This window comes from Chelatococcus reniformis (assembly GCF_014640075.1).
GTDB classification, from domain to species: domain Bacteria; phylum Pseudomonadota; class Alphaproteobacteria; order Rhizobiales; family Beijerinckiaceae; genus Camelimonas; species Camelimonas reniformis.
Genome location: NZ_BMGG01000007.1, coordinates 422940 through 444549 on the forward strand (window position 1 = coordinate 422940; position 21610 = coordinate 444549).

A 21610-nucleotide genomic window follows, 5' to 3' on the forward strand; every position below is an offset into this window, starting at 1 on the left:
CCAAATTGGATTTCGAGCGTTGTAAGGGAGGAGCGAGCATGAGCAGCATTGACAAGGACAAGGGTGCCCGCGCGGGCGAGCTCGACCGCCGAAACCTCCTTCTCGGTGGAACCGTCCTCGCCGCCGCCGGCGCTTCGACACTGGCTCAAGCGCAGACCCAACAGCGCCAGCCCAGCACTGCCACCGGCCCAAACGGGGGTGCAGGCAAGCCCAACATCCTCGTCATCTTCGGCGACGACATCGGCCAGACCAACCTCAGCGCTTACTCATTCGGCCTGATGGGATACTACACGCCCAACATCGACCGCATCGCCAACGAGGGGCTCAAGTTCACAGACTACTATGCCGAGCAGAGCTGCACTGCCGGCCGCTCCACCTTCATCACCGGGCAGGCGACGCTGCGCACCGGCCTCTCCAAGGTCGGCGTGCCGGGATCCACCGTCGGCCTGCAGAAGGAGGACTGCACCATCGCCGAGATGTTGAAGCCGCTGGGCTACGCCACCGGCCAGTTCGGCAAGAACCACCTGGGTGATCGCGACGAATATTTGCCGACCAATCACGGCTTCGACGAGTTCTTCGGCAACCTCTACCACCTCAACGCCGAGGAGGAGCCGGAACAGCGCACCTATCCGACCGATCCGGCCTTTCGCAAGGCTTTCGGCCCGCGCGGCGTCATCCGCTCGAGCGCCGACGGCAAGATCGAGGATACCGGCCCGCTCACCAAAAAGCGGATGGAGACCATCGACGACGAGACCTCCGCGGCGGCGATGGATTTCATGGACCGGCAGGTGAAGGCGTCGAAGCCCTTCTTCTGCTGGTTCAACTCGACGCGCATGCACTTCCGCACCCATGTGCGCGACGAGCACCGCGGCCCCAAGGGCCTCACGGCCCGCACTGAATATGCCGACGGCATGATCGAGCACGACGCGACCATCGGGCAGATCCTCAAGAAGCTCGACGATCTCGGCATCGCCGACAACACCATCGTGCTCTACACTACCGACAATGGCCCACACCAGAACTCCTGGCCCGACGCCGGCACTACCCCGTTCCGTAGCGAGAAGAACACCAACTGGGAGGGCGCGTTCCGCGTGCCGGCCATGATCCGCTGGCCCGGCAAGATCAGGCCCGGCAGCGTCAGCAACGAGATCTTCAGCGGCCTCGACTGGTTCCCGACCCTGCTCGCCGCAGCCGGCGAGCCGGATATCAAGGACAAGCTGCTCGAGGGCTATTCCGCCGGTGGCAAGAGCTTCAAGGTGCATCTGGACGGCTACAACCAGCTGCCGCTGCTGACGGGCGCCAACGACAAGGGGGCCCGCAAGGAGTTCTTCTACTTCAGCGACGACGGCGATCTGCTCGGCCTGCGCTACGAGAACTGGAAAGTCGTCTTCGAGGAGCAGCGGGTGCCGGGCACCATGCAGGTCTGGGCCGAGCCGTTCACCAAGCTGCGCCTGCCCAAGCTGTTCGACCTGCGCTCCGACCCCTATGAGCGAGCCGACATCACCTCCAACACCTACTACGACTGGTTCCTGTCGCAGCCCTACGTCATCTTCGCAGCCCAGACGGAGGTGCAGAAATTCCTGAACACCTTCAAGGACTTTCCGCCGCGCCAGCGCGCGGCGAGCTTCACCGTTGATCAGATCATCGAAGGGATGCAGAAGAGCCTGAGCACCAAGCAGTAAGCAACGTCGATCACGTTTGCCGATGCCATGGCGGCCGCCAGCCACATGCGCTGGCGGCCGCTGCGGCGAGGGCAGAAGGCTCATGGCGATATCGGCTCAATCCGAAGAGCTCGAGCGAGACGGTTTTTATTTGAATCAACTCCCTCTAATTCTTTGGTTTGAGCGTGATCTTGTCCAAAAACCGGAATCGACTTGTCGGGATCACGCGCTCCCAGCTGCCGCGACGACGGGCCGGCCCGATGTTCCGTCGGGCGGGGCCCTCGGCGGGCAACTCGGCGGTCGTGCCCCCGCAGGCGCGCGACTCAATCTGAGCCTTGACCGATGCCGCGGGCAAGTAGATTGCTCGGGCAAAGGGAGACTCAGAGATGACCATCTTCAGGACGATGCTTTTCGCCATGGCGGCTGGCGTGCTGGTATCGGCTCCGGCGCTTGCGCAAAACGCTACGCCTGGCCGGCCCTCGGGCTCGGTGAGCATCGAGCAGGTGCAGGTCGCCTTCATCGGATCGGGCAGCATCGGTGGCGGCAAGCTGATGTTCCGCGGTCGGTCCTATCCTATCACGGTCGGCGGGCTCGGCATCGGCGGCTTTGGCGCCTCGCGACTGGAGGCGACCGGCACGGTCTACGGCCTCAAGCGCCTGAGCGATTTCGCCGGCGCTTACGTGCAGATCCGGGAGGGCTGGGCGTTGGGCGATCAAGGCCGGGGCCGGCTCTGGCTCAGGAACGGCAAGGGCGTCGCCCTGCGGCTTGCTACGCGCCGCGAAGGGTTGCAGCTGGCGCTGGGCGCCGATGGCGTGCTGATCGGCTTCAAATAGGGCGCGGCGACCTTCGGACCACGCGCATGGCCGTGTTGTTCGGGCAGACGCGGCAATGCCGCGCCTGGCTTGAGTGACGATCGCCGTCCGTGTCCGCGGCGCTCGGCCATTTGGGCGCGATCGGAAGTGCCTCGGACCGGCAAATGCTCTCAGGGGCACCGATCCCAAAAGCCCGTCGTCCGGCTTGCGTCGGTATAGAACCAGCAATAGCCGGCAGCCGGTGGCGCCCCGGCCCAGGCCGCGGCCGTGGCCGCCGTGACGAAGCCGATAGCGGCGCCTGCCGTAATGGCGCCGCCCGCGGGCCACCAGGCACCGTAGGGACGGTACCGGCCGTTCACGACGACGGTTCGCCGGGCAAAGACGTTGCCGCGCGGCCCGACCACGGCGCCGCGGCGAATGGCGGCTCCGCCGTAGGGGCCAACGGCGGCGCGCGTGCCCCGAACCGCGACACCACGGGGCCCGGCCACCGCGCCGCGGCGATAGCCGCCGGCCCGATAGGGGCCCGCCCTGACGCCGCCGGCCCTGTATCGGGCCGCAGCCGGCTCCACCAGCCCCGATGCGGCCGACGAGATCGAGGTCAAGCCGACGGCGATCGGCCCGGCTTCGGCCGGCAGGCAGGCGAGCAGACTAGCAATGAGAAAGAGAGCTGGTGTTCTCATTGGCTTCCTCCGTGCAATGCAATCGGCGTTCGTTGTCGGGTGATGGGATCTTCAAATCCTGAAACAACCAACCGTGTCAACACGTCGGATCTCGGTAAGTGGCCGCTCAAGCTGGCACAAATAGCATAGCTCGGCTTGCGAGACTGTGCAGAGCGGCGAAAGGACTCGGGGTGTACGTGGGTTGCGCTCACGCTCGCGAGGGAAGGAACTGCCGCGCATGCGGTGGTCAGCGGCAGCACGCCGTGGGGCTGCTGGGTGTCCGCGTGGGATCAGACGCCAGAGCAAAGACCATCGACAGTCTTTGATGTCCGCCGGCGCCGCGGAAACACGCCAACCTGAATTGACCTTCGGCCGGTGTTCTTTTCATATCGCAATGTCGATCGACCAGCGGCCGCCCAACGACGTTCGGGCTGCAGCCGAGGTCATGCCTCGATGAGGGAGGGCAACGTTGGGGCTTGGAGGCGATTGGGCCCGCATCCAAATCGAGAATATTGAAGTCCTCAAGGATGCCGTCTACGGCGCCGGGCTGGATGCAGCGCAGTTGTCGCGTGCACCGGTCACCGGCAGCCTGGCCTTTGCCGCGCTCGACGACGTCTCCTTTGCCACGGGGGCAATCGGGGCGCGGACCGCGCTCACCGGCTGTCTGTCGGACGACAGGGTCACAGTCGGCCTCGGCCTCGAGCTGCCGTCGGGCTCGCGGCAATGGCTGAGCGAGGTGACCACCGGCGATGTCGCGGTGTTCATGCCCGGTGACGAGCACGACGCGCTCTATGCGCCGGGATCGCTCTACCTCGCGGTAACGCTTCCCATGGAGCGGGCCGAAATACTCGCTGAGCAACATGAGCTCAGCTTGGACCTGCGCGTGACCGGCAGCGGCGTCGCCGCCCGCAAGCTCCCGCACGACAGGTTGACCGGGCTGCGGCAGCTCTTCCATGCCCTCCACTCCGGACGGCTCGCTGATGCGGTCAGCCCGCAGGCGCTCGGCAATCAGGCGCTCGATGCGCTCGTGGTGCATCTCGGGCGGCCGCCGAGAATGCATGTGGGCCAGCGAGATCCGCGCGGGTTGGCGCGGGTGGTGGCCCGCGCCCGTGCGTTCATGCACGCAAATCTCGATCAACCGCTCTCGATCGAGGCGATCGCCGCGGCAGGGGGAGGTTCCCGCCGCACGCTTCATCGCGCCTTTCAGCAGGTGCTCGATGAGACGCCCTATTCGTATCTGCAAAAGCTGCGGCTCCATCGCATCCGTCACGAACTCCTGTCGGAGGCGGAGGCGTCGCTCACGATCGCGTTCATCGCCAATAGGTGGGGACTGAGCGAGCTCGGCCGGCTCGCCGGCCGCTATCGCGATCTGTTCGGGGAACTTCCCTCGCAGACGCGAGCCCGCGGCCGGCTCAGCGAGATGCCCCCCGGTTTGCCAGCCCGTTGGCACAATTAGCATAGAGGGGCCGCGGGCTGAGGCTTACTGTCCGCGGCAGGCGTGGCGAGCTGCTGGGCTGGTGCCTGCAATCGCTGACAAGCGGTTTGCGAGCGCTCTCGGGCGCGGTTGACATCGGCGCCACTTCTCCAGCACGCTCAGTCCTAATGGGTGTGAGCTGGGGGGCTCGCTCTCATGGCTCTTGGTCCCAGATGCCTCGGAGCCGAGGGCGAGGCGAGCGTCAGACGCTGCCATCGCGAAACGAGGGGGAGTTATGGCCACTTTTAGCAGCACTTATCTCTACACCCTTACTCCGGGGGGCACCGGTCAGTATACCGTCAACGGACAGGTTCCGGACGCGGAGGCCGGTGGCGCCGAAGAGGCGGGCTCTGACGACGGTGTCTTTGCGCCCGGGGAGCCGGTGACCGTCACCTTCGCGACGCAGTCGGCCCTCGACGGCGAATACACCTATCTCGGCCACGAGCCCGGAATACCCGGCTATGTCGCGCAGGGGCCAGACGGGCTCTTTTACCTGTTCGCGAACACGGAAGTGCCGCTCAACCAGAACTTCAACATCCAGGCCGATGACGTCCCGATCTGCTTCATGGCGGGCACCATGATCGCCTGTCCGGACGGCGAGCGGCCCATCGAGGATCTCCGCGCCGGGGATATGGTCCTGTCGGCCTCCGGCATGCCGAAGCCGATCAGGTGGATCGGGCGCCAGACCGTCGCGTCGCTCTTCGCGGATCCGCTCCGCTCGTCCCCGGTTTGCGTGACAGCCGGTGCCCTTGCACCGCAGATACCCACGCGCGACCTGTACGTCTCGCCCGATCATGCGCTGTTGGTCGATGGCGTGCTGGTTCAGGCGGCCGCTCTGGTGAACGGGCTCACCATCCGGCGTCTCGATAAGCCGCCCGCGCTCTTCACGCTCTATCATATCGAGCTGGAGGACCATGCGCTCATCCTGGCCGAGGGGGCAGAGGCGGAGACCTTCGTCGATAACGTGAGGCGCCGCCGCTTCGACAACTACAGGGAATATGCGGCGTTGTACGGTGACGGCGACGCGCGCATTCCCGAGTTGGCGCTGCCACGAGCGAAGTCGGCCCGGCAACTGCCGAGGGCGGTACGCGAGCGGCTCGCCGCACGGGCCGCGGCGCTGGGCTTCGTGAGCGAGGCAGCGGCCTAGAGCGCGTCCGACGGGGTAAAACCGCCCGATCGGAGAGAAGCGCGCCAGGTGAAAAGACTTGGAGCACGGCTATCCGATCAGATGATGTCATTTGATCGGGAACGGCTCCCGGTCGAGACCTGGATGTGGCCTCCAGGCATGCCCTTCGGCTCGCGACGACGGGTTTTTTTCCCATCCTCTCGACCTCGCGTCCGGGCACCTCGGCTAACATCGGGCGTCATCGCCTATGAGGCGACGCCGCAGGCATTTAAGAGTGCTTATGGCCCTGGTGCTCTTCCGCGTTACTTCTGCGCCTAAGAGTTCCGTGCTCCGTAGTCGCGGCGCTCGGTCATGTGTGCGGCGCCGGCTAAATGACCGGAGGCGGGCCGACGGCGACTTGGCACAATCTGCATAGCTCCCGCTGAGGCCGGCGTGCATTGTCGCCGGCATGTCGCCGCGCGAATCTAACGTGGGGCCCGTAAACCAGTAAGAGGCCGAGCTTCAGCGATGCGAATCGAGGCCGAAGCGCGAGAAGGCACGGGCGGCGCCAGCAAGGACACGGGTCCGGTCCCCGCGGGCGAGTTCACGGTGGGCTTTGACCGCTTCGACCCGGACGAGGCGCTGGCGCACGGCGTGCGCGTCGACGGCCTCACCATCGATCGCGCGTCGCCGAGCAACGCCCACTTTCGCCAGATTACAGGCTCCGTCGCTCCCACCGGGCGCAAGCCCCGCGTCGAGGGCTTGCCCGGCGCCGTCCCGTGCATGCTCAGAGGCCACTCGTCGGTGGCCAGCCTGCCGCGGCGGGCCGTGGACATGCGCGATCGGCGCATGGTGGAGCTGCAGGCCGCGGCACGGGCCTGCGCGACCGGTCGATACGTCGACGAGCCTCATCGGTTTCCGACGCGTCAGGCGGGAGCCACCCTGTCCATGAGCCGGGGTGACTATCCCTGCCAGGGCGCTACATGTGTGGACGTGCCGCCGTTCGAGCGGCGGACGGAGGAGCGTTCATGCTGGCTGCCGCGGCTTTGAGCCGACTGATCTTGCTGCGCCTTGGCCTCGTCGTCCTGTTGCTGTTCGGCGCGCTCCCGCGCCCGACCTTGGCCCAGACCGACCCCCTGCCGTCCTGGAATGAGGGCAAGGCGAAAACCTCCATCATGGACTTCGTCCGGCGCGTGACGACGCAGGGATCGGCGGATTTCGTGCCGGTGGAGGAGCGGATCGCCACCTTCGACAACGACGGCACGCTATGGGCCGAGCAGCCCATGTATTTCCAGATCCTCTTCGCGCTCGACCGGTTGAAGGCCATGGCCCGGGCCACGCCGGCGCTGGCGGCGACCGAGCCCTACAAGTCGGCCCTTTCAGAGAACAACACGGTCTTGGCGGCGCTGGGCGAGAAGGGCTTCCTGCAGATCGTGGCGCTCACCCACACAGGGCTCACCGTCGCCGACTTCGAGAAGATCGTTCAGGACTGGCTGAAGACGGCCCGGCATCCGCGCTTCGACCGGCCCTACACCGATCTCGTCTACCAGCCGATGCAGGAACTCCTGGCCTATCTCAGGGCCAACGGCTTCAAGACCTTCATCGTCTCCGGTGGCGGCGTCGAGTTCATGCGGCCGTGGGCGCCCAAGGCCTACGGCATCCCACCCGAGCAGATCGTCGGCTCCAGCGGCAAGACCGAGTTCAAGCTCGACGGCGACAAGCCCGAGATCCTCAAGCTGCCGGAGATCGAATTCGTCGACGACGGTGCCGGCAAGCCCGTGGGCATCAACCGCTTCATCGGCCGCCGGCCGGTGTTCGCCGCCGGCAATTCCGACGGCGACCTGGAGATGCTGCAATGGACGACGCTGAACACGGGCCCCCGCTTGGGGCTCATCGTCCACCACACCGACGCGGAGCGCGAGTGGGCCTATGACCGCAACTCCCATGTGGGCCGCCTGGCCAAGGCGCTCGACCAGGCGCCCGAGCGTGGCTGGCTCGTGGTCGACATGAAGACCGACTGGAAGGTCGTCTTCCCCTTCCAGAAGTAAACCGCCGCCGAGGCTGGCAACCAATGCCGCATCGGACCGCCGATCGAAATTCTGTGAAAGACGCGAGAGGAGTGACGTTCATGAGTGCGGACAAGAAGATCCCTCCGGCCAACACCGTCGACAGGCGCAACCTCCTGCTCAGCGGCACGGCTCTCGCCGCCGCCGCGGTGGCGGGCGGGCCCGCGGTGGCCCAGACGACGCAGCCGCAGCCTCGGGCGGGGCAACCCGGCGCCTCGGCGGGGGCCGGCGGCCGTCCGCCCAACGTCCTCGTGATCTTCGGCGACGACATCGGCGTCTCGCAGATCAGCGCCTACACCATGGGTCTGATGGGCTACCGCACGCCGAACATCGATCGGATCGCATCGGAAGGGGCCATCTTCACCGATTCCTACGGCCAGCAGAGCTGCACCGCCGGACGCGCGTCGTTCATTTTGGGCCAGGAGCCGTTCCGTACCGGCCTGCTCACCATCGGCATGCCGGGCGATCCCCATGGCATCGCGGAATGGATGCCGACGATCGCCGACGTGATGAAGACGAAGGGCTACAGCACCGGCCAGTTCGGCAAGAACCACCTGGGCGACCAGGACCAGCACCTGCCGACCAAGCACGGCTTCGACGAGTTCTTCGGTAACCTCTATCACCTCAATGCCGAGGAGGAGCCCGAGGGCTACTTCTACCCGAAGGATCCCGAGTTCCGGAAAAAATACGGTCCTCGCGGGGTGATCCATTCCCATGCCGACGGACGCATCGAGGACACCGGGCCGCTCAACAAGAAGCGCATGGAGACCGTCGACGAGGAGTTCCTGGGCGCCGCCAAGGACTTCATCGACCGCCAGCACAAGGCCGACAAGCCGTTCTTCGTCTGGTTCAACGCCACTCGCATGCACGTCTTCACCCACCTCAAGCCCGAGAGCGACGGCAAGAGCGGCAAGGGTATCTATGCGGACGGCATGGTCGAGCACGACGGCCACGTCGGCCAGCTCCTGAAGCAACTCGACGACCTCGGCATCGCCGACGACACCATCGTCCTCTACACCACCGACAACGGCGCCGAACTCGCGCTGTGGCCGGACGGCGGCATGACGCCGTTCCACGGCGAGAAGGGCACCACCTGGGAGGGTGGCATGCGCATTCCCATGATGGTGCGGTGGCCCGGCGTGGTGAAGCCGGGAAGCCAGATCAACGACATTGTCACGCTCATGGACTGGATGCCGACCTTCGCCACGGCGGCGGGCATTCCCGACCTGAAGGAGAAGATGAAGACGGGCTTCCAGTCCGGTACGAAGACCTTCAAGGTGCATCTCGACGGCTACGACCTGACGCAACTGCTGAAGGGCGAAGCCAAGACGCCGCCACGCGACGCCATGTATTACTTCGACCAGGGCGGCAATCTGAACGCCATCCGCTGGAACGATTGGAAGTTGAGCTTCGCGGTTGCGAGCGAAGGCAACATCGCTACCGCGCTGCGTGAGACGCCAAGCTGGGCGCTCATCGAAAACCTCAGGATGGATCCCTATGAGCGGGGGATGAAGGAGGGCGGCGGTGCGATCGAGTTCCTGGCGCGCAACATGTGGCTGTTGGTGCCCATTCAAGGGAAGATCAAGGAGTTCTTCGCCGACTTCGACAAATTTCCCTACCAGGAGGGCAGCACGCTCAACGCCAGCGGCATCAACTACAGCCTCTTGCGGCAGCAGGCGGCGCTCAAGCGCCTCAAGGACCTGGAGGGCCTGGCCCCTCGTTGAGCCTGGACAGACGGAGCGAGGGAGGGGACGGCAGCAACGCCGCCCCTTTCCCCTGAAACTGGAGCGCGCGACATTCAGCTTCGGCGAGCGGCGCTCAGCCATTGTGCGCCAACGAAGGAAACGCCTGGCCCATGTCGTCAATCGATCAGATCGCTGCCATCGAGGCCCGCGTCAACGCCTCCATCATCGGCCAGGAGCGTGTCGTCGAGCGGCTGATCATCGCGCTCCTCGCCGATGGCAACGTGCTGCTCGAGGGCTTGCCCGGCCTCGCCAAAACACGGGCGATCAAGAGCCTCTCGAAGGCGCTGGAATCGGAGTTCAGCCGCATCCAGTTCACGCCCGACCTCTTGCCGTCGGACGTCACCGGCGGCGAGATCTACCGGACCGATGCGCAAGGCGCCGGCAGCTTCGAGTTCCGCAAGGGCCCGATCTTCGGCAACCTTATTCTTGCCGACGAGATCAACCGGGCGCCGGCCAAGGTTCAATCCGCCCTGCTGGAGGCCATGGAGGAGCGGCAGGTCACCGTGGCGGGCAAGCGCTATGGGCTGCCCCAGCTGTTCATGGTGCTGGCGACGCAGAACCCCATCGAGCAGGAGGGCACCTATCCGCTGCCCGAGGCGCAGATGGACCGCTTCCTCATGCACGTGCGCATCGGCTATCCGAGCGATGCCGACGAGATCAAGGTGATGCAGCTGGTGCGCGCCGAGAAGGCGGAGGCCGAGGCGGCGGCCGGGCCCGCGGCGGAGCCGGCCAAGGTTCCCCAGCAGGTTATCTTCGATGCGCGGCGAGAGATCGACGCCGTCACCAGCGCGGCCGCGGTCGAGGGCTATACCGTGGCGCTGATCGCGGCGACGCGCCGGCCGGCCGACTTCGGCGACAAGCTCGGCAAATGGATCGCCATTGGCGCCAGCCCGCGCGGCACGCTCGCGCTCGACCGCTGCGCGCGCGTCTATGCCTGGCTCCAGCAGCGGGCTTACGTGGTGCCCGAGGACGTGCAGGCGGTCATCCACGATTGCCTCCGCCACCGGGTCTCGCTCAGCTACGAGGCCAGCGCCGACGGCGTCGCGGTCGACGACGTCATCGACGAGGTCGTCAGGCAAGTGGCCGTGGCCGTGTAACGACGAGGAGGAGCGGTGGCACGCGCCTATGTCACGCTGGATGAGCTGACCCGCCTGCGCCACCGCGCCAAGGGCTTCAGCTTCCTGCCGCGCCAGCCGGTGCATAGCCTGCTCAACGGCCGCCACGCCTCGCGCCTGCGCGGCCGCGGCCTCGAGTTCGAGGAGTTGCGCCACTATGTCGAGGGCGACGACACCCGCGCCATCGACTGGCCGGCGACGGCGCGCCTGGGGTCGGCCTATCTCCGGGTCTTCACCGAGGAGCGTGACCGCCCGGTGCTGCTGCTGGTCGACCAGCGGCTCTCCATGTTCTTCGGCAGCCGGCTCACTACCAAATCGGTGGCGGCGGCCGAGGCCGCCGCCCTGTCGGCCTGGCGCGTCACCTCGCTCGGCGACCGCGTGGGCGCCATCGTCTTCTCCGAGAACGGCGTCGACGAAATCCGTCCCCGGGCACGCGCGGGCGCGGTGACGCGGGTGCTCGACACGGTGGTGCGGCACAACGGCAAGCTCGCCGCCGCCGATCCGCGCCCGGCCGATCCCGCGCTGCTGAATGAGGCGCTGCACCGGGCCGTGCGGCTCGCCAACCACGACTGGCTGGTCTGCCTGGTCACCGACACCTTCGGCGCCGACGGCGAAACGGTGCAACTGGTGACCCGGCTCACCGCGCACAACGACGTGCTCACCGTCTTCGTGTTCGATCCGCTGGAGACGGAGCTGCCGACGATCGGCGAGACGGCGATGGCCGAGGGCGAGCGGCAGGTCGAGGTGGACACCTCCGCCGCGCGGCTGCGGTCGGCCTTCGCCGCCGACTTTCGCGATCGCCGCGCCGCCGTCGAGCGCTTCTCGCGCGACCGCGCCATCCCGGTGCTGCCGGTCTCGACGGACCGGCCGGTGCTCGACCAGATGCGCGAGCTCCTCGGCCGCCGCATCGCGGCGCGCCGCGTTCACGCCGCCGAGGCCCGGTCATGAGCGGCGATCCCGCCGATCTCTCCCTGCTGCGCGACATCGCCGTGCCGGCGCCGGTCGCCTATTGGCCGCCGGCGCCGGGCTGGTGGATCCTCGCCGCGGCCCTCACGGCCGTGCTGCTCATCGGCCTTGCCGCCGCCCTCGCGCGCTACCGCCGCGACGCCTACCGGCGCCAGGCGCTGGCGGAGCTCGATGCCATCGGCCCCGTCACCACGCCGGCGGCGGCGCAGCGCCTCTCCGCCGTGCTGAAGCGCGCCGCGCTGGTGGCCTACCCGCGCCAGGCGGTCGCGTCGCTCACCGGCTCGGCGTGGCTCGGCTTCCTCGATCGCACCGGCGGCACCGACGCCTTCAGCCGTGGCGCGGGGCGGCAACTGACAGCCGCGGCCCTGGGCGCCGGGGCGCCAGCCGACGGCACTGCGCTGGCCCGGGCGGCCCGACAGTGGCTGGCGCGTCACCGGCCTGCCGAGGGGGGCGAGGGATGCTGACCTTCGCCTATCCGCTCATCGCCCTGCTGCTGCCGCTGCCGCTCCTGGTCTATTATCTTATGCCGCCCTACGCGCTGCACCGCGCCGCCGTCCGGGTGCCGTTCCTGGCCACGATCGCCAGGCTTTCGGGCGCGTCGCCGCAGGCGGGCGCCGTCGTGCGCCGCCGCGGCATCTGGCGCACGGGCGTCCTCGTCATGTGCTGGGCCCTGGCGCTGCTGGCGCTGATGCGGCCGCAGCGCATCGAGCCGCCGGTTCACCACGACCAGCCGGCCCGCGACCTGCTGCTGCTGGTCGACCTGTCCGGCTCCATGGACACCCGGGATTTCACCGATCCGACGGGCGCACGGACCGACAGGCTCACTGCGGTCAAGCAGGTGCTCGACGACTTCCTGTCCCGCCGGCAGGGCGACCGCATCGGCGTCGTGGTCTTCGGCGATGCGCCCTTCCTGTTGGCGCCGTTCACGGCCGATCTCGACCTCGCCCGCCGCCTGCTCGGGGAGATGCAGGTCGGCATCGCCGGTCCGCGCACGGCGCTGGGCGACGCCATCGGCCTCGGCGTCAACCTGTTCGCGGCCTCGACGGTGCCGGCCAAGACCATGATCGCGCTGACCGATGGCAACGACACCGCCAGTGCCGTGCCGCCGGCCGAAGCGGCGCGGGTCGCCAAGGACAACGGCATCGTTGTCCACACGGTCGCCATCGGCGATCCGGCCGCCGTGGGCGAGGACAAGCTCGACGAATCGGCGCTGCGCGATGTTGCCGCGGTGACGGGCGGCGGCTTCTACCGTGCCCTCGACCGAGCGCAACTCGCCGAGATCTATAACCGGCTGGATGCGGCGGAGCCGCGCAAGATCGACACGGTGTCGTTCTCGCCGCGCACCGAGCTCTACTGGTGGCCGCTGGCGGCGCTGACCGGGCTGTCGATGCTGGCCCAGGTGCTGGCGCACGCGCGCCGCTGGCGCCGCCGCCGGGTGGGGCCGGTGACGGCATGAACGACCTGCTGGCCCATCTGCATCTGCTGCGGCCGTGGTGGCTCCTGCTGCTGGTGCCGGCGCTCGTGCTGTGGTGGATCGAGCGACGGGCGAGCGACAGCACGGCGGCCTGGGCCAAGGTGATGGATGCCGACCTCCTGGCGGTGCTGCGCAGCGGCGGCGAGCGCCGCTCCGCCTTCGCCCGGGCCGACGTGCTGCTGGCCGGCTGGATCCTGGGCATCGTCGCCATCGCAGGGCCGACGTGGCGCGAGCTGCCGCAGCCGTTCGCGGCGCCATCGCCGCCGGCCATGGTCGTGCTCAAGGTGGCATCCTCGATGTTGACGCCGGATCTTTCGCCGACTCGGCTCGACCGCGCCCGCCAGAAGCTTGCCGATCTCATGGCAGCGCGCCCGGGCGCTGCGACCGGGCTCGTGGCCTACGGCGGCTCGGCCCACCTGGTGCTGCCGCCCACGCCCGACAAGGACGTCGTGGCCACCATGGCCGGGGCGCTGTCGCCGCAGATCATGCCGGTGAGCGGCGACGCGCTCGCCAAGGCGGTCGCCCTGGCCAGCGACGTGCTGCGCCGGGGCCAGCAGGGCGGCGCCGTCCTCATCGTGACCGACACGGTGGCGCCGGACCAGGTCGCTGAGCTGGCCGGCGCCGCCGCGGGCGTGCCCACCGTGATCTTCGCCGTGGTGCCGCCGGCGAACGCCGACAGGGACACGGCACTGGCCGCCGCGGCGCGGGCGCTCTCCGCTCCCATCGTCGAGACCACTCCGGACGAGGCCGACGTGGCGAGGATGGTGCGGCGCCTCGCTGCGGCCCCGCAGGCGCCGGCCCCGGGCGAGGCCGCGCGCTGGCAGGAGGCCGGCTACTGGCTGACTCCCATCATCGCGCTGATCGCGCTCGGCTGGTTCCGGCGCGGCTGGGTATTGGGGTGAGCCGCGCCATGATCGCATCCGTGAGATCGCTGGCGTCCAGACATCCGCTGATGGTAGTGGCGGGGCTGACCGTCGCGGCGCTGGCGCTGGGCGCCTGGCGCCTGGGCCTGAAGGACCTCTGGGCCGGCCCCGACCAGCGCGGCCGGTGGCTGTTCGAGCGGCAACGCTACGACGAGGCAGCGGCGGCCTTTCAGGACCCAATGTGGCGCGGCGTGGCGTTGATGCGAGCCGGGGACTTCAAGCAGGCGGCGCAGGTGCTGGGCGGCATCGATACCGGGCTGGCCGCCTACGACCAGGGCAACGCCCTGGTGATGCTGGGGAAATACGACGAGGCGGTGGCCCGCTACGACCGCGCCCTGGCGCTGCGCCCGGGATGGGCGGATGCCGCCGCCAACCGGGCCCTTGCCCAGGCGCGGGCCGAGCGGCTCAAGGCGCCGGGGGCCGATGCCGGCGATCAGCGCGAGGGCGCCGATCAGATCGTCTATGACAAGGACAAGAAAGACGAAGGCGGCCAGGATACCGAGACCGCCGGCGAGGCCATGAGCGACGCCGCCGTGCGGGCGCTGTGGCTCAAGCGGGTGCAGACGCGGCCGGCCGATTTCCTGCGGGCTCGCTTCGCGTATCAGCTGCAGGTGGCGCCGCCGGCGGGGGTCGGGCCGTGAGAATGCTGTGGCTCTGCCTGCTGACGCTGTGGCTGGCGGCGCCCGTCCAGGCCCAGCCCGCCACCGGCGCGTCGCCACAGCCGCCCATCCTGGTGCGCACGTCGGTCGCACCGGCCCAGGGCGCCGTGGTCGGGCAGCGTATCGCGCTCTATGTCGACGTGCTGTTTCGCGGCGAGATGCCGAGGCCGCCGCGGGTGACCGTGCCGGAGCTGCCCGGCGCCCAGATCATCCGCTTCGAGTCGCAGGCGACGACGATCAACGACACGATCGCGGGCACCGCCTACATCGGGCAGCGTTTCGAATTCGCCGTCTATGCACGCCACGGCGGCTCCTTCACGGTGCCGCCGGCGACCGTGACGGTGCTCGACCGCGACGGCAACGAGACGTCCACCGTCCATGGCGAGGCCGTCACCGTCGCGGTCGCCGTGCCGCCCGGCGTCGATGTGTCCAAGCCGGTGATCGCCTCGAACCGCGTCGAACTCGACGAGAGCTGGGCGCCCAGTCCCACGACCGCCTTCAGGGCCGGCGACGCGATCGTCCGCACCATCACGCGCACGGCGGCCGACGTGCCGGGCCTTGCCATGCGCGACCTCGGCTTTGCCGCGCCGCCGGGCGTGCGCGTCTACGTCGACACCCCCGTCAGCCGGGACGAGGTCGCCCGCGGCGTCGTCACCGGGCGGCGCACCGATAAGGTCACCTACGTCTTCGAGCAGGAGGGCCGGTATGCCCTCCCGGAGGTCGCGCAGCCATGGTGGGACCTCGGCGCAGGGACGCTGCGCCAGGCGAGCGGGGCCGGCGTAGCCGTTGCCGTGACGGCCGCGCCGTCGGGGAGCGGGCTCGGGCAATCGGTTGGAGGCGGAGCGTGGCAGTTGATGGCCGCCGTGGTCGCTGGCGCTGCTACAATCGTAGCTCTGCTCGTCTGGGCCCTGCCGCGTCTTGACGCGTGGCGGGCGCGGCGCCGGCAACGCTGGGAGGCGTCCGAAGCCAAGGCCTTCCGCGACCTCATGGCAGCCTGCCGGGGCGATGATGCGACAGGGCTCTATGGCGCGCTCGCGACGTGGCGGAGGCGTCTGCCGGCCGAGGCCGCCTCGCGCCTCGCGCCGCTGGCGGAGCCGCTGGAGCAGGCCTTGTTCGGATCGCCGCGGGGCATGTGGTCGCCGCCGCAGGCCAAGCGGCTCGGCGACGCGGCCCAGGCGGCACGCACGGCGCTGTTGGTTCCCGATCGACAAGCGGTGGCGGCTCTGCCGCCGCTCAATCCGGGCGCGGCTGTCGGCGCGCGGGCGCCGCTACAGCAGGTTCTGAACCGCGCGGGCGATCGGTAGCTCCTCGTTGGCAGGGATGACCAGCACGTCCACCGCGGAGCCGTCGCGGCTGATGCGCTGGGCATTGTGCCGGTTGCGCTCGCCGTCGAAGTCGATGCCGGCCCACGCGAGCGCCGAGGCGATGGCGGCGCGCACGCCCGGCGCGTGCTCGCCGATTCCCGCGGTGAAGACCAGCACGTCGAGGCCGCCCAGCGCCGCCATCAGCGAGCCGGCCTCGCGCACCGCGCGGTAGGCGAACAGCTCGAGTGCCTCCTCGGCGCAAGCATCGCCGCTTTCAGTCAGCACGCGCACGTCGTCGCTCAGCCCGGAGACGCCGAGCAGCCCGGACTGCTTGTTGAGCAGTTCGGCGACCGCTGCGGGGGCCATGCCGCGCTCCTGGATCAGGTACAGGACGAGGCCCGGATCGATGGCGCCGGAGCGCGTGCCCATCATCAGCCCGTCGAGCGCCGTAAAACCCATGGTCGTGGCGACACTGCGGCGCTCGCGCATGGCGCACAGGCTGGCGCCATGGCCCAGATGCGCAACGATGACGCGGCCCTCGCACCGCCGCCCAATCAAATCGGGCAGCGTCTCGGCGATGTGCTGGTAGGAGAGGCCGTGAAAGCCGTAGCGCAGCACTCCTTCGTCGGCGAAGGACCGGGGCAGCGGCAGCAGTTGCGCCAGGCGCGGCTGGGTGCGGTGGAAGGCGGTGTCGAAGCAGGCCACTTGCGGCAGGCCGGGCCAGGCCTGCGCGACGGCGCGCAGCGCCGCCAGGTTGTGGGGCTGGTGCGCCGGTGCCAGCGGGGTGAGCGCCGCGAGTTGCGCCAGGATGGCGTCGTCGACGAGCACGGGGGCGGTGAAGCGAGGGCCGCCGTGCACCACCCGGTGCCCCGCCGCCCGCAGGCTCAGGCCGGGTTCCTCCCGAATGCGCTTCAGGATCCAGGCGATCGCCGCCTGGTGGTCGGCGTGGTGCGAGAGCGAGCGGGGAGCGCCGAAGATCGCGCCGTCCGGTCCGCTGACATCGAGGCCGGTTTCGCCGCCGATGCCCCGCACGTTGCCACGGGTGAGCGGCTCGAGCGTGTCGGCGTCGTACAGCGCGAACTTCATGCTCGATGAGCCGGCGTTCAGAACCAGGATGGCGTTGCTCACGTCGGATGCTCCGGTCGCGCGGGGGCGGGGATCAAATCAACTTGGCAGTTTGCGTCGTTTGCCCTGACGGAGGCGGACATGTGCGGCCGCCCCCAATTCGACAATGCGAACCGGCCCGTTATGCTCCCCGTCGGCTGCGATCGGCCGAACGGGAGGCGCCCAGCGTCCGATGGTGCGGGCACTGCGCAGATCGCATGGACCGACGCGCGGCCGCCGATCGAGGTCAACACGTGAAGGTGCCGTTTGTATTGCCCTTCGGCCGATGCGGTGCCGTCGGCCGGCGCCCTTCATCGGTTCGTCGTGGCTTCCAGGCCAGATTTGTTCCGCTGGGAAGCCGCATCCCATCACTGGTTCGCAGACGACAGCAAGGAGAACGATCAATGAGTGAACGCGCCAACGTGAACCCTGTCGATCAGAGCGGCGCGGCCGGCGCCGTGGACGGCGACTTCGCGCTGCTGGATGCCTATTGGCGGGCGGCCAACTATCTCTCCGTCGGGCAGATCTATCTGCTGGCCAACCCGCTGCTGCGCGAGCCGCTGGCGCCCGAGCATATCAAGCCACGCCTGCTCGGCCACTGGGGCACGACGCCGGGGCTCAACTTCATCTACGCCCACCTCAACCGGGTGATCCGTGCCCGCGACCTCGATGTGATCTACATCTGCGGGCCGGGGCACGGCGGGCCCGGCATGGTGGCCAACGCCTATCTGGAGGGCACCTACACCGAGGTCTATCCGACCATCACGGAAGACGTCGACGGCCTCCAGCGGCTGTTCCGCCAGTTCTCCTTCCCCGGCGGCATTCCGAGCCACGCGGCGCCGGAGACGCCCGGCTCCATCCATGAGGGCGGCGAGCTCGGCTATTCGCTGGCCCATGCCTTCGGCGCCGCCTTCGACAACCCGGACCTGGTGGTGGCGTGCGTGGTCGGCGACGGCGAGGCCGAGACCGGACCGCTCGCCGCGTCCTGGCACTCCAACACCTTCCTCAACCCGGTCCACGACGGCGCCGTGCTGCCGATCCTGCACCTCAACGGCTACAAGATCGCCAACCCGACCGTGTTCGGGCGCATGAGCGACAAGGACCTGATCCACCTGTTCAAGGGCTACGGTTACGAGCCGCTGATCGTCTCCGGCTCCGAGCCCGGCCCGATGCACCGGCAGATGGCTGCCACGCTCGACCAGGCGCTCGACCGCATCCACGCCATCCAGCAGGAGGCGCGGGCCGGCGCCGCGACGGGCAACGCCATGCCGCGCTGGCCGATGATCATCCTGCGCAGCCCCAAAGGCTGGACCGGCCCCAAGGAGGTCGACGGCAAGCGCGTGGAGGGCTTCTGGCGGGCGCACCAGGTGCCGATCGACAAGGCGAAGGAGAACCCGGCGCACCGGGCGCTGTTGGAAAGCTGGATGCGCGGCTATGAGCCGGAGGCGCTGTTCGACGACCATGGGCGCCTGCGGGCCGAACTGCGGGGGCAGGCGCCGCAGGGCGCGCGGCGCATGAGCGCCAATCCGCACGCCAATGGCGGCCTCAAGCGGCGCCGGCTCACGCTGCCGCCGATCGATGGCTACGCGGTCGGGCTGGAGCGCCCGGGCGGCGGCAGCGTCGAGGCCACCCGCGTCATGGGCACTTATCTGCGCGATGTCATGCGCCTCAATGCGGATGCCCGGAATTTCCGCCTGTTCGGCCCCGACGAGACCGCCTCGAACCGCCTCGACGCGGTATTCGAGGTGACGGACCGGGTGTGGATGGAGGAGATCGAGCCCTATGACGTCCACCTCGCCCGCGACGGGCGCGTGGTGGAGATCCTCTCCGAGCACCTCTGCCAGGGCTGGCTGGAAGGCTATCTGCTCACCGGCCGGCATGGCCTGTTCTCGTGCTACGAAGCCTTCGTGCACATCGTCGATGCGATGTTCAACCAGCACGCCAAGTGGCTGAAGATCGCGCGCGGCCTGCCGTGGCGGGCGCCGATCGCCTCGCTCAACTACCTCCTGACCTCGCACGTCTGGCGCCAGGACCACAACGGCTTCACCCACCAGGACCCCGGCTTCGTCGACCACGTGGTCAACAAGAAGGCGGACGTCGTGCGGGTTTACCTGCCGCCGGATGCCAACACGCTGCTGTGGGTCACCGAGCACTGCCTCAATACCTACGACCGCATCAATGTGATCGTCGCCGGCAAGCAACCGTCGCCGCAGTGGCTCTCCATGGAGGAAGCCAAGCGCCACTGCGAGGCGGGCCTCGGCATCTGGGGCTTCGCCAGCAACGATGACGACGGCCGCGAGCCCGACGTCGTGCTCGCCTGCGCCGGCGACGTGCCGACGCTGGAGACGGTGGCGGCGGCCGACCTGCTGCGCCAGCAGCTGCCGTCGTTGCGCGTGCGCGTGGTCAACGTCGTCGACCTCATGACCCTGCAATCCAAGGATGATCACCCGCACGGGCTGACCGACGCGGAATTCGACGGCATCTTCACCACCGACAAGCCGGTGATCTTCGCCTACCACGGCTATCCGCATCTCATTCACCGGCTGACCTACTCGCGGACCAACCACGGCAACTTCCATGTGCACGGCTACCAGGAGGAGGGGACGACGACGACGCCCTTCGACATGGTGGTGCTCAACCGGCTCGACCGCTTTCATCTCGCCATCGCCGCCATCGAGCGGGTCGCGGGGGCCAACGCGGCCGCCGGCCACGTCAAGCAACGCTTCCGCGACAAGCTGATCGAGCACCGCGCCTACGTATGCGAGCACGGCGAGGATATGCCCGAGATCCGCAACTGGGGCGGCTGGACCTAGAGCGTTTTCGAGCGAAGTGGACGCCGGTTCGCGTGAAGAAAACGCGACAAATCAAATAGATAGAGCATTTCGGCGATTCGAAGAAACGCGGAAATGCTATAGGCGGTCTGCGCAGAAGCACGAGAGAGACAGATGCCCGGCCAGGCCCGCATGTCCAAGGAGATGGATAGCCGGGTCAAGCCCGGCTATGACGTTGAGGTTCGAGGGTTGTCGCGTCCCACCTCGTCATGGCCGGGCTTGACCCGGCCATCCATCCGCCTGGGAAGACGGCGCGGCGCGACGGACCAGCCTGTCCAAAGTTCAGCGCACGGCCCTTGGCGCTCAATTGAGGTTCGTCAGCGTCCCTGGCCGGAGGGTGCCTGCCCGTACGCGCGCCTGCGCGCCGGGCGGCAACAGTCGCGCGCGAGCATGCTCGAACGTCGGCCGGCCGGCCTTGAGGCCGAGCAGCGGCTGGGCGATCTCGCCCACCGCCTCCGTGGCCGTCACCGCGTCGAGCACCACCAGATCGGCGGGATGGCCGACCGCGAGGCCGTAGTCGGTCAGGCGCAGGAGCCGCGCCGGCGCCGTGGTGACGAGGTCGAGGCAGGCTCCGATCTCGCTTGGATCGACGTGCGCCACATGGGCGTAGAAATTGGCCATGCGCAAGAGCGAGGCATCGCCGAACGGCGTGAACGGGTTGAGGATGTTGTTGGAGGCGATCGAGCAGACGACGCCGCGGGCGGCGAGGCGGTGGGCCGGCGTCAGCCCGCGCGGCGCGCTGTGGCTCGCGTCCCGGCCCATCAGATAGACGTCCGTCGCCGGGAGCACCGTCACCGCGACGCCGGCCTCGGCCAGCTGGTCGGCGATGCGGTCGCGCTCGCCTGCCGGCAGCGCCGACAGCTTGGTGACGTGGCCGACGGCGACGCGCCGGCCATAGCCGTGCCGCCGGGTCTGGCGGACGATCTCGTCGAGGTGCATCCACGTGGGATCGAGGTCGAAGTCGAGGTGAAAGTCCAGGTCGACGTCGAAGCGGGCCGCCAACTCGAACAGGCGGCCGATCTGCCCATGCGGATCGCTGTCGGTGTAAGGGCAGCCGCCCAGCGCATCGGCACCGGCCGCGAGCGCCTCCGCGAGCAGGTCCTCGGTGCCGGGATCGTTGGTCAGCCCCTCTTGCGGAAAGGCGCAGATGGAGAGGTCGAGCGCCCAGCGATAGTCCCGCCGCAGCGCCTTGATTGCCTCGAAGCTGCGTAAGCCGGCGCGGGGATCCACCTCCACGTGGGTGCGCATGCGCGTGGTGCCCTTGGCGATGGCCGTGTCGAGCACCCGCGCCCCGCGCGCGTAGACATCGTCGGCCGTGAACGACGGCTTCAGCGCCGCCACCGCCCTGATCGCGGCGGCGAGGTCGGCGTGCCCGTGGCCGCAGCGACCCAGGATGCAGGCCTTGTCGAGATGGATGTGCGTCTCGACGAAGCCGGCGATCACCAGGCGGCCGCCCGCATCGCGCTCGGGCGCCAGCGCATCGAGGCGCGGCGCGAGGGCGGCGATCCGTCCGTCGCGGATACCGATGTCGATCGGCTCGCTGCCGCTCTGGACGACGGCCCGGCGCACGATGAGATCGAAGGCGGAACCAGGGTCCGTCTGCATGGGCGCTCCGGTGCATTCTACAGACCGCTATAGCCGTCTCGCCGCTGCCTCGCAGGGTCGAATTGTGTGCAGATGAATCTCTATTTTGCCAAAATAAATTGCATGCA

General features: G+C 68.7%; 18 protein-coding genes. 15 read left to right on the top strand and 3 right to left on the bottom strand.

From position 1 onward, the window contains the following. Positions 1–38 precede the first annotated feature (38 nt). Positions 39–1682 (top strand): arylsulfatase, encoded by a 1644-nt coding sequence (locus IEW34_RS20620; RefSeq protein WP_188611101.1) that lies wholly within the window; start codon positions 39–41, stop codon positions 1680–1682. Between the two features lie 365 nt (positions 1683–2047). After that, positions 2048–2494: a hypothetical protein gene (locus tag IEW34_RS20625; protein ID WP_188611102.1), complete on the top strand. Its 447-nt coding sequence runs from the start codon at positions 2048–2050 to the stop codon at positions 2492–2494. Positions 2495–2643: 149 nt separating this feature from the next. On the opposite strand, the gene IEW34_RS30660 is transcribed toward IEW34_RS20625, so the two are convergent. Beyond that, positions 2644–3153, bottom strand: coding sequence for a hypothetical protein (locus IEW34_RS30660; protein ID WP_244642108.1), 510 nt, complete (start codon positions 3151–3153; stop codon positions 2644–2646). Between the two features lie 448 nt (positions 3154–3601). Between IEW34_RS30660 and IEW34_RS20635 the strand changes: the two genes are divergently transcribed. From IEW34_RS20635 to IEW34_RS20690, 12 genes are all read left to right on the top strand, one after another. Continuing rightward, on the top strand, positions 3602–4588 hold the full coding sequence (locus IEW34_RS20635) for a helix-turn-helix domain-containing protein (protein ID WP_188611103.1): 987 nt from the start codon (positions 3602–3604) through the stop codon (positions 4586–4588). Positions 4589–4841: 253 nt separating this feature from the next. Further along, the gene (locus IEW34_RS20640) at positions 4842–5753 is read left to right on the top strand and encodes a Hint domain-containing protein (protein WP_188611104.1); all 912 of its coding nucleotides are present in this window, start codon (positions 4842–4844) and stop codon (positions 5751–5753) included. A gap of 486 nt (positions 5754–6239) precedes the next feature. Next, on the top strand, positions 6240–6761 hold the full coding sequence (locus tag IEW34_RS20645) for a hypothetical protein (protein ID WP_188611105.1): 522 nt from the start codon (positions 6240–6242) through the stop codon (positions 6759–6761). Further along, the gene (locus tag IEW34_RS20650) at positions 6740–7759 is read left to right on the top strand and encodes an HAD family hydrolase (RefSeq protein WP_188611106.1); all 1020 of its coding nucleotides are present in this window, start codon (positions 6740–6742) and stop codon (positions 7757–7759) included. Before IEW34_RS20645 ends, IEW34_RS20650 begins: the two co-directional genes overlap by 22 nt. Before the next feature lie 80 nt (positions 7760–7839). Next, a complete protein-coding gene (locus tag IEW34_RS20655; RefSeq protein WP_188611107.1) occupies positions 7840–9501 on the top strand; it encodes an arylsulfatase in 1662 nt (553 codons plus the stop codon). A 131-nt stretch (positions 9502–9632) separates the two neighbouring features. Further along, positions 9633–10619 carry an AAA family ATPase gene (locus IEW34_RS20660; protein WP_188611108.1) on the top strand — a complete coding sequence of 329 codons (987 nt, stop codon included), beginning with the start codon at positions 9633–9635 and terminating at the stop codon, positions 10617–10619. A gap of 15 nt (positions 10620–10634) precedes the next feature. Beyond that, positions 10635–11585 carry a DUF58 domain-containing protein gene (locus tag IEW34_RS20665; protein ID WP_188611109.1) on the top strand — a complete coding sequence of 317 codons (951 nt, stop codon included), beginning with the start codon at positions 10635–10637 and terminating at the stop codon, positions 11583–11585. Then, entirely contained in the window at positions 11582–12067 is a 486-nt protein-coding gene (locus IEW34_RS20670; RefSeq protein WP_188611110.1) for a DUF4381 domain-containing protein, read from the top strand. Before IEW34_RS20665 ends, IEW34_RS20670 begins: the two co-directional genes overlap by 4 nt. After that, positions 12061–13059 carry a VWA domain-containing protein gene (locus IEW34_RS20675; RefSeq protein ID WP_188611111.1) on the top strand — a complete coding sequence of 333 codons (999 nt, stop codon included), beginning with the start codon at positions 12061–12063 and terminating at the stop codon, positions 13057–13059. The genes IEW34_RS20670 and IEW34_RS20675 overlap by 7 nt, the downstream gene beginning before the upstream one ends. After that, a complete protein-coding gene (locus IEW34_RS20680) occupies positions 13056–13979 on the top strand; it encodes a VWA domain-containing protein (RefSeq protein ID WP_188611112.1) in 924 nt (307 codons plus the stop codon). Before IEW34_RS20675 ends, IEW34_RS20680 begins: the two co-directional genes overlap by 4 nt. Positions 13980–13987: 8 nt before the next feature. Next, positions 13988–14641 carry a tetratricopeptide repeat protein gene (locus IEW34_RS20685; RefSeq protein ID WP_210324545.1) on the top strand — a complete coding sequence of 218 codons (654 nt, stop codon included), beginning with the start codon at positions 13988–13990 and terminating at the stop codon, positions 14639–14641. Then, positions 14638–15963, top strand: coding sequence for a BatD family protein (locus IEW34_RS20690; protein ID WP_188611113.1), 1326 nt, complete (start codon positions 14638–14640; stop codon positions 15961–15963). Before IEW34_RS20685 ends, IEW34_RS20690 begins: the two co-directional genes overlap by 4 nt. On the opposite strand, the gene IEW34_RS20695 is transcribed toward IEW34_RS20690, so the two are convergent. Next, positions 15928–17091 (bottom strand): acetate/propionate family kinase, encoded by a 1164-nt coding sequence (locus IEW34_RS20695; RefSeq protein WP_188611114.1) that lies wholly within the window; start codon positions 17089–17091, stop codon positions 15928–15930. The genes IEW34_RS20690 and IEW34_RS20695 overlap by 36 nt on opposite strands. 380 nt (positions 17092–17471) lie before the next feature. On the opposite strand from IEW34_RS20695, the gene IEW34_RS20700 reads away from it, so the two are divergent. Further along, entirely contained in the window at positions 17472–19880 is a 2409-nt protein-coding gene (locus tag IEW34_RS20700) for a phosphoketolase family protein (RefSeq protein WP_188611115.1), read from the top strand. A 321-nt stretch (positions 19881–20201) separates the two neighbouring features. On the opposite strand, the gene IEW34_RS20705 is transcribed toward IEW34_RS20700, so the two are convergent. Further along, the gene (locus IEW34_RS20705) at positions 20202–21503 is read right to left on the bottom strand and encodes an amidohydrolase family protein (RefSeq protein ID WP_188611116.1); all 1302 of its coding nucleotides are present in this window, start codon (positions 21501–21503) and stop codon (positions 20202–20204) included. Positions 21504–21610: the final 107 nt, after the last annotated feature.